The following is a 15,876-nucleotide window of genomic DNA, read 5'->3' as shown; positions in this document are numbered from 1 at the left end:
CAAACCTGTTTGGGTGGCACCCAATTCTTTGTACCGCCAGAACGTGATCCGTCCGTCTGTTGCGGACGGCGATAGGCACTGTCTTATTTACGTTGGCCGTTTTGAGAAGGCCAAGAAGCTCGACCTTGTTATTCGAGCGTTTGCGCTTGCCACGGATCGTATGGAAGGGGCCAAGCTTCTGCTTATTGGCGGGGGGTCCATGGAAGAGCGGCTCCGCGAGATTTGTTCGGAACTGGGGCTGGGCGTCGATTTGGTGGAGTTCGTGGGTTGGATCGACGACGTCGAAGACCTCCGAACGTACTACTCCAGGAGCTTTGCAAGTGCCTCTCCAGGCTTCGCCGGACTCGGGCTGACTCAGTCGCTCGGTTTTGGTATACCCATGATTGTGGCCGAGGACGAAGAACATTCGCCCGAAATCGAGTTGGGGACTGACGGCCGTGTAAGCTGGTTCGCTTCTGATAATCCGGCCCAAATGGCAGATAAGATCGTGGTCCGATGGCAGAGCCGAGGAAACGTTCCAATTGAAGAAGCATCAGCTTTTGTGCGCAATCGCTATTCAGCCGATGCAATGTCAAAAGGCCTGGCTGCTGCCTTAACAGGGAGAGATGAGACATATGTCTAGAATACGAAGTACCAATCACGCGTTCGCGACTGGCGTCCCGAGGCCCCTGGTTAGAGTAGCTCGCCATATCCTCAGATCTTTGGCCGTTCATGAGAATGTCACTTACGGGGCGAACTTCAGGGTGGGCCGGGGGGTCGTCGTAAGTTCGCCACATGGTCTACGGATCGGCCATGACGTTTCTATCGGGCCGCACAGTGTAGTCCAAGTTTCCGGCGAGATCGGTGACTACGTGATTATCGGAATGGGTGTTCAAATCGTTGGTAAGAACGATCATGCCTCCAATGAAATTGGCACTCCAATGAGTCACTCGACACGCGTTTCAGAGCGTCAGTCAGAACCATCAGATTTGGTCAAGTTTGGGCGTGACGTTTGGATAGGGGCATCGTCTGTAGTCCTGAGCGGCGTAGAGATCGGTGATGGTGCCATCGTGGCTGCCGGAGCGGTTGTATCGAAGTCTGTCCCCGCATTCGCCATTGTTGCGGGAAATCCGGCACGAGTCGTCCGATATCGATTCGAATCAGAAGAAGAGCGCCAGCGACATCTGGAACAACTCAAGTGAACCTAACTGAAAATACCTCACCAAAGTCGACACTCTTGGGGAAACGAATCTTGGGGCAATTCGCGTGGGTGACTGGTTCCCGTTTCATCGGTGCAGTTTTTCAGGCCCTAGCGTTAGTAGTCCTAGCACGAAATATTGAGCCCAAGAGCTTCGGAATCCTAGTGGCCATATGGGGGGCTGCTATCGTCATGCAGACGATTGCAGACTTGGGAGTGTCAACTTTTATCGTTAAAGAGCGGGCTCTAAATCCTGGATCTTCGCTTCTGCCTTATGCACTGGGGTTGGTGAGTTTGTCCGGCGCAGGGGTCATGATCCTGTCTGCAGTGGCTCTCTTATTCGCGAATCAGGTGACAAATGACTCCGAGTACTTGCAATTACTACCACTAGCTGTGTGGTGCGCTGCCGAAAAGAATACGGAAGCGTGGCTTGGAATACCACTAGCTGACGGAAGAGCTCGCGTGAACGCTGTGAATCAAGTATTTCGGAGGACGATGGCACTTGTGCTTTTCATCGTTTTAGTGGCTTTGGATTCATTTCCAGCTCTGTTCGCTTTCGCGATTTCCTACGCTGTGGCCGCAATTGGGGCACTTTGTCTAGCTTGGTATCAGTCAGCTAAGAACGCCGGAGTTAACTTTGGATTTGAGGCGTTTAGAACTGTGCTCGTCAGTTCTAGGTCTTATTGGGCGAACTCTATCGGAGCGCAGTTGAGGAATTTGGATGCGATTGTCGTTACTTCAATCGGAGGCCCGTCCGTCGGCGGATTCTATGGTGCAGCAAGCCGCTTGACCGGTCCGCTGGGGATGGTCTCTTCAGCTCTTGCCACCGTACTCATGCCAGCTGTTGCTTCTAGGCAATTCGGAAGAATCACGCATACGTTACGTATGCTTTGGATCTCGATTGCTGGATTTGCTGTTCTATATACGGGGCTGGCGTGGACCCTGCCTCCGCTGGTGCCCACGCTTCTTGGTTCTGAATATGTCGAGGCAGAATGGCCTGTTAGAATTGCGCTCATGGGTCTGATATTCGCGTCAGCAGCCTCGCTAATGAGCGCAGTTTTGCAGGGCTGGAATCGTCAACGAATTGTGGCAGCTGTTTCTATCACCTGCACCATCCTCTGTCTGGCTTTATGTGCCATTGGGGCAATAGTCGCTGGTGCAGTTGGAGCATCGTGGGGTTTGGCAGCTTCGTTCGGTATACAAGTATCGATACTCGGATACTTTGTTGGGCGAACGCAGAGAATTCTTCAGGAACGATGAGAACTCTCCAATTAAGGTTTGGCTCCTGAAATCCGGTCGGTAGATTTGGTGAGGGCGTCTGGGAAGCCCTCGACGGACTTTTCCGCATAAATGGCTCGTAGTCCTGGTTCCCAGTTTCGATCCAGTTCTTCATGTCTCGTTCCAGGGCTTGGACGCTTTTATGAACCCCGTGGCGCAGCAGCTTATTGGCGAGGAACCCGAACCAGTGCTCGACCTGGGTAATCTAGGACGACGCTGTTGGCCTGAAATACATGAAGAAGTGCGGATGGACTGACAGCCAATCGTTGATTGCCGGGGTCTGGTAGGTGGCGAAGTTGTGTTTCGTCGATTAGAAGTAGGCCATATCGGCGCTAAGAAGCAGGCCATGTCAGCAAGCTCCCAGACCATTTCGGCAGCCTCGATGGAACCCGCCGAAGATCTTCGTTTTACCCACAGAAATCTCGATCCCGTGCCGGCCTCACACGGGCCATCGAACCGGTCAATGGCGGTGGGATGATTTGCATCAGGACTCATCTATAACCATATCCTGACAGGACGCGTTACGCATCAGGACGGTCGCGGCCATCGTTGAATCCCTGGCAGACCGTTGGGGCTCCAACATGTTGACCGCCCGAGGTCTTGGCCGCGCACAAAGTATGTCGACTTCGTCATTGATGCCACCGCCGATTGTGGACACGGGCCCCCACCGGCAGCCCCCGGCATCATTGCGCACACCAGCCAGGACGGCGCCGAACCGGGCACTGACAGGCCGGGCCCATCCGGCACGAGAGACGCGGGGATGCGGCTATCCGCGGGGGACGCAGGGCCGCTCAAGATCGTCGGCTGCCGCTCGAAACACCCGGCGGGAACCGTTCGCACTTGTTGCTGGCGGGGACCGCATGTGGGCAATCTCGAGCCGCTGCCAAGGGGCTGGCGCTTGGCGCTCATTTGGCCTGAAATGAGCTGTCTGCCAAATAGCGTCTGATGGTAGTGCTGTTCTGGCGACCGGGTAGTGAGTTCTCCGGGCAGGTGGTAATCGAATTCGGGGGAAGTGGTAGTACTTTGAGCCTTGACTCGGGCCCGTTGTAACCTGCACATGCGCGGTCCCGGCGGTCGGTCATGGTCCCGCCAGGTAATGGCTCCTCGACGTCGGTGCATCCAGTGCCGTTCTGCGGTTGGCAGCACTGCCTGCGGCGGCGAGGGCGTTCTTGCGACTGAGAAAGCAGGAGTCGGTCCGCTCCGGAGCGATGGTTGCCGTGTCGGCCCGGCCCCGTGAAGAGCGGGACACGGCCTCCGCGCGCGCCACCAAGACATCCCGTCCCTCTTATGATCGCCACGCCGGGTTGCGAGACGATCGGATCGGGTGGTCGCGACGGGCCACGGACATTACCGCGTAGTCGGAACGACACTACCAACAAGCCAACAAGCCGGAACATCACTACCTCCTGAGGCTATTTGGCACTGTCAACTTGGCCCGTCTCCATGGATGAAACGGCCTGAAGTTTAGCGCTCACACACACATGCGGCCCGGCCTGTTGGCGGCCTGGGAAAAGTGCCCACTGGCGGCCAGCAAGAAACCATTGGATCAGCGCGGAATGCCCATGAGGGCTGCCCGCCGTCGGCCAAACAAAAAGCACCAATCCAGGGTTCTCGGCGATTTTGCTCCACTCGGCTCGCAGACCTGTCGGCACACCATGTCGTACGGTGGGCCAATCCTGGATCGACGATGCCGGGACGCCCCGCAACACCTGCCGTTCCCCGGCATGGCAACGAATCCCGGCGATGGTGGACCCGTGCTCCGCCGCGCCTCGCATCACCGTCCACGTATTCGGTGATGGCGATTCCCTTCCGGGCAGGGAATGCCTTGTCCGGGCGCTTGCCCGCCCTGCAGCTGCGAAGTGGATGCCCGCAGACGGCCACGGCAGAGCCCGCATACGGCCATGGGCGAATGGCCACCAGTGGGCATTTCTTCATGGCCGCTAACACCGGCCCTGCGTGTCCTGCACGCGGTGTCTGCAGAAGGGCCGGCACCGGCGGCCCGGCTCCGGCGTCAACGCAGAGGATGGTCATGGACCGGGACGTCCACCACGCCATCCTGCCCGGAGCGGGAAGGCACATGTGACGCGAGAAGGTCGGCGCCGTCCAGAACCAGGTGGAACCCGCTGGGGGCCTGTGGCTCCCACGCGGGGAGGTACTGGTCCCAACGTCAATATCAGTGGCCCCCAACGGCAATAATGGTGGTCCTCAAAGCGTCGAATATGCATTCATGGTCCGATCGAGACGGTGGCCGTAAATTTAGTCAGTTAGAGTCGCCGGGGATTAGGTCCCATGCCGCCAAGGAGCGCCAAAGCCCATATCAACTCAGTGATGCGTCTTGCAATCAACCGAGGACACTCCGAACATATTTCAGGTGCCGGTAGACTGGATACGTTGGTTTTCAGGGTAGGGGTAGACAAAAGACAGGATGTTAATACGTCGATGGGTTCTTATGCAATTTCGAAAGTTAGGATTGAGTGAACTCTCCACTCAACTCAGCAGCACTCAAATTGGCGTTGTGGACTTTACGCTTTTGGAGCACTTCAGCAGGCCCGACAGGGGGGTATCAATATGACGGACTTGTCTCGACGAATACATGACAGTGGGGCTGTCCCTCAGGTCCTCCGCAGTGCGCTCTATGTGATGCTACTCGTGGCAGGAATCCTCAGTGTTCCTCGGCTAGGTGAGTTTGGCGTCCTTCCAATGACGTCACTTTTCGATGCGTGGCTCATCCTTTTCGTATTGATCATGATAAGCCGGGGCCGAATCGCTGCACCCGGACTATTGTTCTTCCTAGCGGGATACCTAGTAACTCGAGTGGTACCTGCATTCGTGACAAATTCCCCATTGGAAGACTTTTTGCAGGCCTATCGGTGGATGTTCTACCTGATGGTCTTAGCGTTCGCGATTCGGAAAAAGTGGGGCCCTGTTCGTCCTTTAGTTATCGTCACGTGGCTCCTCATTGGGATGGCTACGCTCAAATCCATACTAACTTCGGCAGTTTTGGGACCAAACGAGCGGCCCGGACTGCTCACCGAGAACAATTTTGAGTTAGCACTTTTCTCCGGACTGGTAGTGGCGCTGTATCGCCATATCAGACATAAGTTTCTGATTATCTTCACCCTAGGAACCTTGACACTTTTGTCAGGTTCACGTAGCGGCGCAGTCGCGTTCCTCATTCTCTGCTTGTTCGCCATTTCACAGGCTCAAAAGGCAAGTCTTCTTGTCAAGTACTTGCTCGCTTGTTTGATCCCGTTGTTGGTGTTGATCCCTCTCCAGATATTCGCTTCAAGGAACCCAGAAGGCGGGCAGATCGATCGGCTGAATTTTTTCGATGTTTTCCTCAGTGAGACCCAAAAATGGACCAGTATCGAATGGCTGTTCGGAACTGTGCCGATTTCTCCCGTTAGTCGCGAGGGCTGTGATCGCCTGTCCTTTTACCAAGCACTGTTCTCAACGACTGGCGATGGTAGTTGTTACTCGGTCATCTTCCATGCCTTTACGCTGCGCGTAATCTTCGACGCAGGGATCTTCGGTTTTCTGCTTGTTATTTGGGTTGTTTGGTTCGCGCTTAGAAAATCACGTGTCCAACGCACGGGGGCGATTGCATTGGTGCTCATCGCTATTTCCAATGGGTTCTCTGTAAGCGGATTCAACAGTCCGTACATTATGATTCCAGTTGTCCTTGCAATCTTGACGGCAGCGAGAACAAACCAATATCTGAGTAATTGCCCGAAGGAACGACTCCAAAGCGAAACTCAGGTAAATCGTCAGCTGGATCGAAAAACAGGTCCGAGAAAGTAATTGACAAACATACGAGCCAAGTTCTTCCGGCTTTGCTAAGGGTTCAATGCCCTGGACTGTGCCTAGAGAAATCGACAGATTACTGCTCGGCTGCGCAGGGCTAATGCAAAGTCGCTGACCGGGTCGTGAACCCGATGCGTTCCAGCGGGCGTGCGGGGTGTTTGGCCATGTAGCGGCTGGCCTTGGCGATGTTGGTGCTGTGGTTGAGCCGACGCAGGCTGAGGACCAGGTTTCGCAGGCTCGCCATCACCCGCGGCGCGACACCCGTCCGGGTCTGGCTCGCGTCCTCCTGGTACGTCACGTCCCGGCACCAATGGAGGGAATTCTCTATTTTCCAGTGGCCCCGGATCCAGGTGTTCAGCTGCCGCGGGCTTGCCTGGTGGGCCGGCAACGAAGTGATGAGATACACGACCTCGATGGACCACTTCTTCCCCTTCAGTGGCCGTGTCTTTCGGGCCAGTTGCGCTGCCTGCAACGCGTGCGGGAACTTGATGCCGCCAGTGAGCGTGGCGACCTTGATCTTGCGGATGCTCCTGCGCCCGTGCCCGGTGTCTTGTTGCTGGTTCCCCCACGGGACTTCCTTCTATGGCAGGGCCTTGAGTTGTTTGAGCAGCTTGGGTTGGTTGCCTTTCATCCTCATCAGGAAATGGGCGCCACGGGCATGCAGGAACTCGCACATGGCGACCCATAGTGTGCAGGGCATCGATGGTAATGATCCTGCCGTCCAGGTCACCGAGGGTTTCCAAGAGCGAGTCGAGCCGGGTGATCTCGTTGGTCTTGACTCCGACGTCGACCTGTCCGAGGACGGTGCCGGTGTCGTGGTCCAGCGCTGCCATGAGGTGCACGCGATCCGCGCCACCGTTTTTGGCTCCGCGTACTTCCAAGACGCGGATGGCGATGATCCGCGCCTCGACTTGGGTTTGCACCCACGCGCCCATGGCTTGGTCGAAGGCCTCTGCATCCAATCGGGCCAGGACGCGTTGGAAGGTGGTGACGTGCGGTGCCGCGAATCCGGTGGTGCGCAGCGAGGTGGAGGCGGCGTAGGTTGACCAGTCGGCGATGGCGGTGAAGGGCTTGGCGCCGGACAGCACCGCGCAGAGGGCAACGGCCAGGATCCAGCCCAGCTGGTGGCGGATGCCGCGAGGTTTGCGGTGGTCGGGGAACGAGGCGAGTGCCTGGAAGATCGATTCGGGAGTCATGAAGCTGATGAGGTTTTCGGGGATGTCGTCCAGTTGGCCATGGAGGATGCTGATGGGGGAAGATGGCATGGAAGAACTCCGGTTGGAACGAGGATCTTAGACAATCACCAGTTTTAACAGGAGTTGTGATGAGGCTCCTATTGTTGTCAACTGCTTTCAGAGCCCTGTTTTTCCAGCCACGATCGATAACGTTCAATCGCCTCGTGGTCACGGCATTCGCCTCGCTCGATCCTTGAAATAGTGCTGGTCCAGCAACCCAAGGCGTTCGCTGCCACCACCTGGGTGAGGCCCAGCCCCAGACGCAGCGGACGCAGGTCATTGACCAACGGCGCAGGCCTGGGGTTCTTCATGACACGGAAGATTTCCCGGGCAACATAGCGTTTGAGGCAGCGAATAATTTCCTTCTTGCCCATGCCGTCCTCGGTGCGCTTGGCCACGTATTCGCGCGTCCTTGCATCCTTGGCCATGCGCACCAACACGATGCGGTAAAGCGATGCATTCGCTTGCCTGTCACCGCCGCGGGAGAGCCTGTGGCGGTTCGTTTTCCCGGAGGAGGCCGGGACCGGCGCGACGCCAGCCAGCGCAGCGAATGCGGCCTCGCTGCCCATGCGTTCGGGGTTGTCCCCGAACGTCACCAACAGTTGGGAAGCGACCACGGTACCCACGCCGTTGACCTCCAGAAGCTCCGGGGCACGGGAAGAAACGATGGCAGCCAACTCGGCATCCGTCTCGGCGATTTCCTCGCTGAGAAACCGGTGCCGGGTCCCCAACCGCTTGAGCGTCACCAGGGTCGCCACGACCGGGTCCGCGGCGTCCCCGCCAGGCCGGCTTGTGGCCATGGCCTTGGCCCGTGCCACGCTGCTCATGCCCCGGTATTTGGCCCTGACCTCCTCCGCTGCGGAAGTGAGGACTCCGCTGATCTGGTTCAGCAAGGCGGTGCGGGCCTTCATGGCACTGGTGCGGGCAGTGCGCAACACGCGCAGCGCCTCGACGTGTCCGTCACGTGTCTTGGGCGTGGAAGTGCCGCGCTCCGCCAGCACGGATTCTGCAGCTTGGTAGGCGTCCAAGGGATCTGACTTTCCGTGCAAGCGACGCTCGGCACGGTTGGGCCGGTTCACTTCCCTGACAGTGAAACCGCGGCCGGTCAGGACGCGTGTCAGTTCGGCTCCGTAGGAGCCGGTTCCCTCGACGCCGACGGCGGTCACGGGACCGAAACTGGTCAGGTAGGCGGCGATCTCCTGATACCCGGATCCGACGGCCAGGAACTTGCGGTCTCCGAGCCGTTTCCCGTAATCGGTGACGAGGGCAACATGGTGGGTGTCGGCATGAGTATCGATGCCGGCGATGACTTTGAACTGCGCGTTTGTCATGATGGATGGAGCTCCTCTGAAACTGATAAAGCAACAGGGTGGGCTCGTGTTGACCGGTCGGGCAGACAAGACGGCGATGGGACCTCTGGATCAGGCTCCTATTAAGTCATGTCCGGCTGGGCAACACGTTTGGTGCTGGCCACCAGCCGGCGGACTGATCATTATCAGGACAACCTCTGGAGGTGTCAGTCGCAGGAAGGGTCACGCCGGGCTGATGGCCTACTACCATCATCGCCGTCGCAGGAGATCGGTGACAGTTCTGCCTCAACACATCGGTGACACTTCAGGCGGTTTTGGTGGTGACACTTCCCGAGGGTTAACACGGCTTTGACCGCCAGGGTGCAGGGCATGAAGAATGACTGGTGAATAAGAATGAGCCTGTCGACGCCCGTATCCGCCTTGCCATCGCCCAGTGGCCCGATGACGCACCACGCGGCTCCGTCACCACGTTTTGTGACGAACACGAGATCACCCGCAAGACGTTCTACGCGATCCGGGCCAGGGCACGCGACGAGGGCCAGGCCGCGGCCCTGGAACCACGTTCACGCCGGCCGAAGACCTCGCCGAGGAAACTCACCGAGGAACTCAAGCAGGAAGCGCTGCAGGTGAGGGCCGCCCTGGAGTCCTCCGGGCTGGACCACGGACCAATCAGCGTGCACGACAAGATGCTGTCCCTGGGGATGCGGGCACCCTCCGTGGCCTCCCTGGCACGGATCTTCCGCGAGAAGAACGTGGCCCGGTCCGAACCAAACAAGAAACCCCGGGCCTCGTACCGCAGGTTCGTCTACCCCGCCCCGAACGCCTGCTGGCAGCTGGACGCCACCGAGTACGTGCTCGCCGGCGGTCGCAAGTGCGTGATCTTCCAGCTGCAGGACGACCACTCTCGCCTCGCGGTCGCCACCCACGTGGCGGGCGGGGAAACCAGCGAGGCCGCCATAGCCGTCGTCAAGAAGGGCATCGCCGCCCGCGGGGTGCCACAGCGGATGCTCACCGACAACGGTGCGGCGCTCAACCCCTCACGGCGCGGCGTCGAAGGGCAACTGGTCGCCTACGTGACCTCCCTCGGGGTCAAGGCGATCACCGGCAAGCCATACAAGCCGACGACCCAAGGCAAAAATGAGCGGTTTCACCAGACCCTGTTTCGCTGGCTGGACAAGCAGCCCATGGCCCATTCCCATGCGGAGCTCCAAGCCCAGGTTGACCAATTCGACCACATCTACAACACCGAACGTCCCCACCAGGGACTGCCCGGACGCATCACCCCGCAGCAGTCGTGGGACGCGACGGCCGTTGCCGAAGAACCCAGGCCAAGCCCCATTCCGGTTCTCCCTGGCATCAACGAACACGCACCATTGGTGGTGGGCGTTCCCGAACCCGTGGCCGAAACCGAGACAGAGACAGAAACACCGGGCCACGATGCCGTCGGCCCGGAACCGGAAGCCGCACTCGAGACCAGCGTATTCGGCAGAATCAGCGGCACCATCGCCCACCCGGCAGATACCGGCATCCAGAAGCTGCAGGTCTATTCCAACGGCGTCGTCAAGATCCGCAAGACCCTGTTCTCCCTGACGAAACGAATGGCCGGACGCATCGTCATCGCTGCCTGGGACACCGACGGCGTCGTATTTGCCAATACCGAAGGGGAAGTCATCGCCGAATTCGCCTGGCCGCCGGAAGGGACGGGATACGTCGGGATCAGCAGGTCGCTCACGCGCTTCCGCAAGGAGCGGTCTTCAAGGCAATTGTCACTGATGTCCTGAGACATCGAGTGTCACCAATGTCCTGAGAACTGTCACCGATGTGCCGAGACATCACATTCGTCATTAAAAGCACCGACCGGCCGAGTCGGGAGAATAGTTCGTGGGCAGTCATTCACGACTTTGCATCAGCCCTGCTCGGCTGCGTGAATGAGTTCAAATTCAACGATTGTTTTCAACGCAGGGAGCAAGTCTTCGACCATCTGGTCGTACACCGAATCGCTTTGACGATAGGGATCAACGACATCCAGATTTCCTGCCAACTTACTGCGCGCCGAGGGCCGCGCTAGTGGAGCTGCCTTGAGCAAAGCCGCCCAACGTGTCTCCACAGTCGTCGTATCGCTTCCCCTAGGTAACGTTCCGTCCGGCATGGCCGCCAACTCTTCAAGCACGGCAGCAAATTCTCGAACGGTATATGTGCGCTTGAGCAGCCTTGGACTCATTGCCACAATGCTGCTTCGATGCTCGTCGGTCAAGGCAAGTATTAGGTCGTTGCCGCTGGCGTTGCCTTCGTTAAGCTGCCTCGCTATGAATCCATCGCTGGCCACACCGACTTCGTGGAGCTTCATCGAGGAACGCTCATCCATTTGATGTCCGACCAACGCGTGGGATCCAGCGCTGCGAATCATGAATGATCCGGGGGAGAGGCGGTCCAGCTCGCTTTGAAGAAACAGCTCGGCAAAAGGAGAACGGCAAATGTTGCCGGTGCAGACTGTGAGGATCCTGATCATGACTTGATCATAGTCAATCCGGTGTGTCTTCCATCGAATTCAACGGGAGAGCCGTCGCCACAAAATTACTTGGGTGTTCCGGTCTTGAAATCGTGCGGGCTGTAACCTCAGCTACCTCATGTAATGTGCATCTTGCGCAGTCAGGGACCGAATGTCCAGAGTGTGCATCAATTCCAGCTAAGATTGAGGTAAACCCCCTTCAGGCCTTTCGAACGCGCGTAAATTTACCGGGAGCACTATCAGTGGAACAACTTGAAGAAAACGTGGCGGACGGCCCGGATTTAAGGCAATACCTGCGAGTGCTGCGCACATTTTGGCGGAGCATCTGCAGCGTTGTCTTAGTCGCCGTCATCTGCGCATTCGGCTGGACGCTCACGCAGCAATCACTTTACGCAGCGTCGGCTTCCGGACTTGTCATCGCCAGTGGTGCGGATACCGCCGCATTGGCACTTTCTGGTGACAGCCTGGCCAAGTCGCGTGCCATTAGTTACAAGAGCATTGCGGCCACTCGTGCTGTCGCCGAACGAGTACGGAATGATCTGAAACTCGAGGTAAGCCCCGAGCAGCTTCTCGAACAGCTTGAAGTCGAGCTACCTACTGGCACGGCCGAGGTGCGTTTGAGCATCACCAATGCCGATCCCGTTCTGGCGCAGAAGACCGCGAATGCCTGGGTGGATGCCCTGGCGGAACAGGTCACGGAAATTGAATCCGGCTTTGCCAAGGGGGCATCGAAGGACGATTCGATCGTTCGCCTGGTTCCGCTGGTGGATGCCGAGGTTCCGACGTCCCCAGTATCGCCAAACACAAAGCTCGCCATCGCGCTTGGTGGCGTGCTTGGCCTCGCCCTGGGAATTGGGTACGCATTGCTTCGGCAGCACTTGGACCGTCGAGTTCGCTCCGTGGAGGATCTTGAGAAGCTGGGCACCTCGGTGATCGGTACCATCCCGTTGGACCCGCGACTGGTGAACAACCGTTCGGCGGTTGAAACCGGTGCCCTGGACCACGACGACCGTGCCTCGCACCCTTATGCAGAGGCATTGCGCGAGCTGCGTACCAACCTCACTTATGTTGATGTCGACAAGCCGGCACGGGTGATTCTCGTCACTTCCTCGGTCCCAGGCGAAGGAAAGTCTTCCGTCGCTGCAAACCTTGCCATCGCCATTGCATCCACCGGCCGACCAACAATTCTTATTGATGCAGACTTGCGCCGCCCGGTGGTGACCGACGTCTTTGGCCTTCCCGGTGGCGCCGGACTCACCGATGTGCTCAGCCACCAGGCGACGCTGGACGACGTCCTGCAGCCCTACGGACCCATTCCAACGTTGTCGATTCTCGCGGCCGGCCGGATCCCGCCGAACCCGTCGGAACTCTTGGGATCCCAGGCAATGCTTTCCTTGCTCGAGGATATGAGCCGCGATGCACTGGTTCTCATCGATGCACCACCGCTTCTTCCGGTCACCGATGCCGCTGTGTTGAGCAACTTCGTTGACGGTGTACTGGTTGCGGTGAAGGCGGACTCGACGTCCACGGATGAGGTTGCCAAGTCGTTGGGCAACTTGCACAAGGTTGGTGCCAACGTGCTGGGCTTCGTCCTGAATCAGGTTCCAACCAAGGGTGCCGGCGCCGCGAACTACGGCTACTACGGACAGTACTACTACGCTTCCGAGGTGCCAGAAAAGGGCAAGGCGAAGAAGGCCAAGCTGAGCCGTCGCCTGAAGAATGCTGTTCCGGTGGTGGCGCCGATGCGCCGTGCAACGGAACAGCGCATGGACTATGACTACGGGCACGAAGCGGGTGCGGACACCACCCAGATTCCCGTGGATGCTGAATTTGACGATGTCTTGACCACGCGAGCAGGGATGCGCCACCTGAGGCAGTAGCTGATCGCAGCTCAAAAACCACCCGTACCGGTCGCATGCGGCCGGTACGGGTGGTTTTCTGCTTCTTCAAAGAGACTTGGCTGAGCCAAGTCACCTACGTGAAGTTCTTCGTAGGTGAATCCGGATTCCCAAGACCTGGACCCGGAGCTCGACTGGATCCGCCATGCGACGGGCACGGTCGTCGATCAGCGCACCAACTGGTTCATATGGATGCGGTTGCTCACCGCCGGGTAGTAACCATTGAGGTAGCCGGTGGTGGTGGGGTGCAGGTTGAACGGGTCCGCGGGGTTGGCCAGGTTGAAGTACATCCAGGTGTCGGTAGCTCCCACTCCATGGTCGTTGAATGGCCCGAGGACCGGAACGAACGTGGCGCTGGTTCCCTTGACGGCCGAGCGGATGGCGCGGTCAAGCGCATCCCCCACCTTGTTCATCTCCCGGGCATTGCGTGCGGTGACAAGCGGCTGGTCGCCGTTGGAGGTGGTGAACAGCCTTGGGTAGCCCAGTACCAGGATCTCGCCGGGCGTTGCGGCGTCCAGCAGCTGCAGGGTCTTGTGGGCCGAGGAGGTAACGGCCGGGAGTATCGCCGTGGCGACCTCCAACGCGTTTTCGCAGGCGGCATCGGAGCCCATGGTGCTGCAGGCAAAGACGATCTGGCCGAAGCCGAGGTTATTGCCACCGAGCGTGAGGGTAGTCAGGTCGGCGGTGGATAGGTATGGCGCGATCGCGGGGATCACTGCGGCGATCTGGGTGGTGGTCATGCCGGCACAGGCCGCGTCCATGGTCAGGTTCATGTTGTCCATGGCCGCGATCTTGGTGACGTGTGTTGGTCCGTTGCCTTGGAAACAACCCGGGAACGGGCCGGGCACCAGGGCCCCGGAACCGAATCCGGCGGAGTACGAGTCGCCGAGGTTGACGTAGTTCACTGTCCCCGAGGTGCTGGTTTCCGTCGGCGGGGCCAGCGCGCTGGCCGGGCCCATCCCGGTGAGGGTCAGTGCGAATGCGGCAATGCCGGCGGCGAGGAGGGCGAAAAGACGAGGTGGTGCGATGCGAGCCATGGGAAAGTTCCCCCTGCTTTCAACATGGCGGGGCGTCGGTGACGCGCCGCCGGTTTCCCGAAAGGTCGGGTGGCCGTGTGGGGCGCCGGGCCGTTGCCAGAAGGTGCCCCGTGGTTCGAATCCCCAAGGAAGCGAACCACCGTCCGGCCGGGCGCGAGGCTCTGCCGGTGTGCCAGAGTGCGGGACCGAGGCTCTCGGCCCGCACGTATTGCCAATCCTAGGGCGCACCCTGGCCATAAGACAGGTTTGGGATGGGGGAAATGTGGCACGTCACTGAGCTGCGGTGCCGGGGAGCAGCGTGCTGCCGCTGCTGGTGCCAGGCCGGCCGGAGCGGCTCCGGCACTGCGGGGAGGCACTCAGGCCATGGAATCAGAGCGGCAGGGCCGAGCGGATGGGCCAGTCCTGGCCCTCGAGGATGATCTGGGCGCACGTGCCGGTGTCGGAGTTGAACACCAGCGGGGCGAGCAGGTTGACGCTCGCTTGGCTGTCGGAGGTGTTCACAATGACCAGGACGCCCCGCGACGCGGGCTCCGGGTCACCGAGCAGCGCCATTTGTTCGTTGGTGAACACCGGCTTGTAGTCGGCCAGGTGCAATCCCGCATCCAGTACGTAGAGGCGCAGCCCTGCGGCTTGGGGGGAAGCCAAGGAGTAGAGACCCATCGCACCCTCGACGGGCTCGAGGGACAGCGTGGTGGCCTCGGGGAATCCCGGCAGGGGAGTGGCGGGAACCAGTACCCGGCTCATCGCAGGAAGTCCATCAGCGAGGGCTGCAGGGTGCGGGCGGCGGCGGACAGGGCCGCCTGGTAGGCGACCTCCTGGGTCTTGAGCTCCAGGATGACCGAACCCAGATCAATGTCCTCGATGCCGCTGCGGCGGGCTTCGAGGGAAACGGCGTCCGAGAGCAGCGCTCCATCGGCGGCAAGCACCGACGCATGGCTGGCGCCGATGGCGGCCTGGGCACCGAGCACGTCTTGCAGACGTTCATCGATGTCGCCGATCCGCGAGGAAATGTTTGTCCCGTCACGGAGGTTCATGGCAATATCCTTCACGAGTTGAAAAACGCTGGTGGCGCCCTGGCCGAATACGTCTGCGCCATTCGCATCGACCCGAACCGTCGAGTTCTGGCCGATGCGGCGTTCCACGCCGCTGGTTCCGGAGAACGCGTAGGCGCCATTCTCCGTATCCACCGCCGTGGAACCATTTGAGGTTCCTGCAAAAACGTGGCGCCCCATGAATTTGGTGTTGGCAGTGCTGAGCAGGGCGTCGTGCAGCTGGTCGAGTTCCAGGGCAAGGGCTTCCTTGGCCTGGGGGGTCAGGGCACCGTCGTTGGCTCCCTTGACCGCGAGGTCTCGCGCCTGTTGCAGCAAATCTGTCGCCGTGGTCAGCGCGTTGTCGGTGGTGGAGAGCCAGCCGTTGGCGTCCTGTACGTTGCGGGAGAACTGTTCGTTTTGGCGCTGCTCCGCGCGCACTGCCATGGCGTTGGCGGTACCGGCCGGGTCGTCGCTGGGCCGGCCGATTTCCTGTTGCGTACCGGCCTTGTTCTGGATGCTGGCCAGCCGCGTCATGGCGGCCTGCAGGTTGCGCTCGGTGTTGAGGCTGAGCGATGCGGTGGTGATTCGAGTCATGAG

The 15,876-nt window shown here is 59.4% G+C and carries 12 protein-coding genes and 1 pseudogene; 6 read left to right on the top strand and 7 right to left on the bottom strand.

Going from position 1 to position 15,876, the window contains the following annotated elements:
- The first annotated feature begins 13 nt into the window (after positions 1-13).
- The 4 genes from J2T21_RS12560 to J2T21_RS12545 all read left to right on the top strand — a co-directional run bounded on the left by J2T21_RS12560 (position 14) and on the right by J2T21_RS12545 (position 6,256).
- Positions 14-622: a glycosyltransferase gene (locus tag J2T21_RS12560; RefSeq protein WP_307581697.1), complete on the top strand. Its 609-nt coding sequence runs from the start codon at positions 14-16 to the stop codon at positions 620-622.
- The gene (locus J2T21_RS12555; protein WP_307581696.1) at positions 606-1,181 is read left to right on the top strand and encodes a CatB-related O-acetyltransferase; all 576 of its coding nucleotides are present in this window, start codon (positions 606-608) and stop codon (positions 1,179-1,181) included. Before J2T21_RS12560 ends, J2T21_RS12555 begins: the two co-directional genes overlap by 17 nt.
- Positions 1,178-2,437 (top strand): lipopolysaccharide biosynthesis protein, encoded by a 1,260-nt coding sequence (locus J2T21_RS12550; RefSeq protein ID WP_307581695.1) that lies wholly within the window; start codon positions 1,178-1,180, stop codon positions 2,435-2,437. The genes J2T21_RS12555 and J2T21_RS12550 overlap by 4 nt, the downstream gene beginning before the upstream one ends.
- A 2,847-nt stretch (positions 2,438-5,284) precedes the next feature.
- Positions 5,285-6,256, top strand: a complete 972-nt coding sequence (locus tag J2T21_RS12545; protein WP_307581694.1) for a hypothetical protein — start codon at positions 5,285-5,287, stop codon at positions 6,254-6,256.
- A gap of 100 nt (positions 6,257-6,356) precedes the next feature.
- Here J2T21_RS12545 and J2T21_RS20880 read toward each other — a convergent pair whose 3' ends face one another.
- The 3 genes and pseudogenes from J2T21_RS20880 to J2T21_RS12535 all read right to left on the bottom strand — a co-directional run bounded on the left by J2T21_RS20880 (position 6,357) and on the right by J2T21_RS12535 (position 8,825).
- Complete coding sequence (locus tag J2T21_RS20880; RefSeq protein WP_373457929.1) at positions 6,357-6,776, bottom strand: ISAs1 family transposase; 420 nt, start codon at positions 6,774-6,776, stop codon at positions 6,357-6,359.
- A gap of 178 nt (positions 6,777-6,954) precedes the next feature.
- Positions 6,955-7,455, bottom strand: a pseudogene (locus tag J2T21_RS20875) (ISAs1 family transposase); the annotation flags it as partial.
- Between the two features lie 146 nt (positions 7,456-7,601).
- A complete protein-coding gene (locus J2T21_RS12535) occupies positions 7,602-8,825 on the bottom strand; it encodes an IS110 family transposase (RefSeq protein ID WP_307581692.1) in 1,224 nt (407 codons plus the stop codon).
- A 362-nt stretch (positions 8,826-9,187) separates the two neighbouring features.
- On the opposite strand from J2T21_RS12535, the gene J2T21_RS12530 reads away from it, so the two are divergent.
- A complete protein-coding gene (locus J2T21_RS12530; protein ID WP_444939669.1) occupies positions 9,188-10,585 on the top strand; it encodes an integrase core domain-containing protein in 1,398 nt (465 codons plus the stop codon).
- A gap of 125 nt (positions 10,586-10,710) precedes the next feature.
- Here J2T21_RS12530 and J2T21_RS12525 read toward each other — a convergent pair whose 3' ends face one another.
- Entirely contained in the window at positions 10,711-11,313 is a 603-nt protein-coding gene (locus J2T21_RS12525) for an arsenate-mycothiol transferase ArsC (RefSeq protein WP_307581691.1), read from the bottom strand.
- A gap of 242 nt (positions 11,314-11,555) precedes the next feature.
- Between J2T21_RS12525 and J2T21_RS12520 the strand changes: the two genes are divergently transcribed.
- Complete coding sequence (locus tag J2T21_RS12520) at positions 11,556-13,193, top strand: polysaccharide biosynthesis tyrosine autokinase (RefSeq protein ID WP_307581690.1); 1,638 nt, start codon at positions 11,556-11,558, stop codon at positions 13,191-13,193.
- 185 nt (positions 13,194-13,378) lie between these two features.
- On the opposite strand, the gene J2T21_RS12515 is transcribed toward J2T21_RS12520, so the two are convergent.
- From J2T21_RS12515 to flgL, 3 genes are all read right to left on the bottom strand, one after another.
- The gene (locus J2T21_RS12515; protein WP_307581689.1) at positions 13,379-14,248 is read right to left on the bottom strand and encodes a GDSL-type esterase/lipase family protein; all 870 of its coding nucleotides are present in this window, start codon (positions 14,246-14,248) and stop codon (positions 13,379-13,381) included.
- 369 nt (positions 14,249-14,617) lie between these two features.
- The gene (locus J2T21_RS12510; RefSeq protein WP_307581688.1) at positions 14,618-14,992 is read right to left on the bottom strand and encodes a flagellar assembly protein FliW; all 375 of its coding nucleotides are present in this window, start codon (positions 14,990-14,992) and stop codon (positions 14,618-14,620) included.
- A complete protein-coding gene (flgL, locus tag J2T21_RS12505; protein WP_307581687.1) occupies positions 14,989-15,873 on the bottom strand; it encodes a flagellar hook-associated protein FlgL in 885 nt (294 codons plus the stop codon). The genes J2T21_RS12510 and flgL overlap by 4 nt, the downstream gene beginning before the upstream one ends.
- Between the last annotated feature and the right edge of the window lie 3 nt (positions 15,874-15,876).

It is taken from the genome of Paeniglutamicibacter psychrophenolicus, assembly GCF_030812255.1.
Classification (GTDB): domain Bacteria; phylum Actinomycetota; class Actinomycetes; order Actinomycetales; family Micrococcaceae; genus Paeniglutamicibacter; species Paeniglutamicibacter psychrophenolicus_A.
The sequence above is the reverse complement of the archived record's forward strand: the minus strand, read 5'-3'. Positions and strand labels throughout refer to the sequence as shown.

What these genes read in the sequence shown, in the direction of transcription:
- J2T21_RS12555 (WP_307581696.1), top strand. Translation starts at nt 606, where the DNA reads ATGAGACATATGTCTAGAATACGAAGTACCAATCACGCGTTCGCGACT.
- J2T21_RS12535 (WP_307581692.1), bottom strand. Translation starts at nt 8,825, where the DNA reads ATGACAAACGCGCAGTTCAAAGTCATCGCCGGCATCGATACTCATGCC.
- J2T21_RS12525 (WP_307581691.1), bottom strand. Translation starts at nt 11,313, where the DNA reads ATGATCAGGATCCTCACAGTCTGCACCGGCAACATTTGCCGTTCTCCT.
- J2T21_RS12515 (WP_307581689.1), bottom strand. Translation starts at nt 14,248, where the DNA reads ATGGCTCGCATCGCACCACCTCGTCTTTTCGCCCTCCTCGCCGCCGGC.
- J2T21_RS12510 (WP_307581688.1), bottom strand. Translation starts at nt 14,992, where the DNA reads ATGAGCCGGGTACTGGTTCCCGCCACTCCCCTGCCGGGATTCCCCGAG.
- flgL (WP_307581687.1), bottom strand. Translation starts at nt 15,873, where the DNA reads ATGACTCGAATCACCACCGCATCGCTCAGCCTCAACACCGAGCGCAAC.